The sequence below is a fragment of the Moorena sp. SIO2C4 genome, from assembly GCF_010672485.1.
In the GTDB taxonomy this organism is placed as follows: domain Bacteria; phylum Cyanobacteriota; class Cyanobacteriia; order Cyanobacteriales; family Coleofasciculaceae; genus Moorena; species Moorena producens.
The window spans coordinates 1-1,699 of the sequence record NZ_JAAHGN010000219.1 but is presented as its reverse complement, the minus strand read 5'-3'; the positions used below and the strand labels follow the sequence as shown (position 1 = coordinate 1,699).

At 42.1% G+C, this 1,699-nt stretch carries 2 protein-coding genes and 1 pseudogene; 1 reads left to right on the top strand and 2 read right to left on the bottom strand.

Annotated elements, in window-relative coordinates; translation table 11 throughout:
• Positions 1–826, bottom strand: a pseudogene (locus F6K20_RS13840) (hypothetical protein); the annotation flags it as partial.
• 299 nt (positions 827–1,125) lie between these two features.
• On the opposite strand from F6K20_RS13840, the gene F6K20_RS13835 reads away from it, so the two are divergent.
• A complete protein-coding gene (locus tag F6K20_RS13835; protein ID WP_131827070.1) occupies positions 1,126–1,317 on the top strand; it encodes a hypothetical protein in 192 nt (63 codons plus the stop codon).
• 76 nt (positions 1,318–1,393) lie between these two features.
• Here F6K20_RS13835 and F6K20_RS13830 read toward each other — a convergent pair.
• On the bottom strand, positions 1,394–1,699 hold a 306-nt coding region (locus F6K20_RS13830; protein WP_287295018.1), incomplete at its 5' end, for a DUF4351 domain-containing protein.

Sequence of the window (1,699 nt, the reverse complement as noted above, 5' to 3'; positions counted from 1 at the left end):
TATTCTCTGCTTTCTCACCTTTGATGCGGTCACCGTAAGCATTACCGAGATTATATTGTGTCATTGCCCAATCAATTGGAAATGCCTCAAAGGTTCTGACTCTAAGAGCTTCTTGGTAACAAGCGATGGCTTCTTCTATATTCTCTGCTTTCTCTCCTTTTATTCGGTTACGGTAAGCAAGCCCAAGTCTGAATTGAGTATTTGCCCAATCTTCAGGAAAAGCTTCACGGGTGCGTACTTCTGCCAATTTGTAGCAAGCGATGGCCTCTTCTAGGTTTTGCGACTTCTGACCTGTGATTCTGTTAGAGTAAGCAAGACCGAGATTGTATTGAATCTTTGCCCATTCAACCGGAAAAGCTTCATGGGTGTGTACTTCTAAAGCCAATTGGTAACAAGCGATGGCAATTTCAAGGTTTTCTGCTTTCTGACCTGTGATTCTGTTAAAGTAAGCATTTCCAAGATTCCTTTGAGTTAATCCCCAATCAAACGGAAAATCTTCACGGGTGTAAAGAGTTAGTGCGACTTCATAGCCAGTGATGGCAATTTCTATATTGCTAGCTTTGTCACCCAAGGATAATTTTGCTACTATTTTGCTAAATTCAACAATATTTGCTGCTAGGGATGTGGCTTGATCTGGTTTTAATTCTTCAAGAGTAGTTGTTGCCGAATCCCGCAATTTATCTGCTAAGGTCTGATTAAGTTTATCTGTATTTGCTTCCAGTAATTTCTCAACTACCTGCTGATTACCATTACTGGAAGCAATTGCTTTTAGTACCTCTAACAGAAAGTCGAGTTGGGCATCAGATGTATTGTCAGCCATTGCCATCCACTGCTCTACAATAGTTATTCAAAAAATAGACTTATTGAAAGCACCCTGGATTTACCAATCTTCCGCCACTGCCAATTTAAGTATTCAGCCTAAGCGCTACGCCCACGCTACTTGAGGTGCTAATGGGCTACGGGCACCCTAACTTAGTCATAGCTTACTTCTGACTTCTGACTTTTTACTTCTAACTTGCGCGTAGCGCTATATCCCTTAGGGAAAGGCAAGAGGCAGAACCTGATAAATTATAGCATTTTTCAATTGGGTGAAGTTTTTATAAAATAGGGAGCATTTCTATGTGAGTGGTTAACCGTAAGTATTCAGCCGTCAGCCGTCAGCCGTCAGCCGTCAGCCGTCAGCCGTCAGCCGTCAGCCGTCAGCCGTCAGCCGTCAGCCGTCAGCCGTCAGCCGTCAGCCGTCAGCCGTCAGCTGACGTAACAAAGATTAAAAGAATGCTTACTTGTTTTCTTAAAAAGCTGATAGCTGATAGCTGATAGCTGATAGCTGATAGCTGATAGCTGATAGCTGATAGCTGATAGCTGATAGCTGAGTGCGACACCTAACCGGATCTTACTTATCCCTAAACTGCTTCAACCAATTGGTCAAATCCACTTCCGTTTCAAAATCTAACAACGCTTCTCCTAAATCCTCCAACTGTTCAAAGGATAATTCCTCAATTTGATTTTGTAATTGGGGATTGATTTCACCTAAGCGACGGCTAATTTGACGGATAATTAACTTAACCTCATTGCGCTTTCCTTGTTCTAATCCTTGGCGAATAATTCGTTGATAAACTACTGACTCTTGCATCATATCCTCCCGAAAATAAGCTTGAATTAACTGTTCATCAAATTTCACCCCAGCCAACAGTTGCAA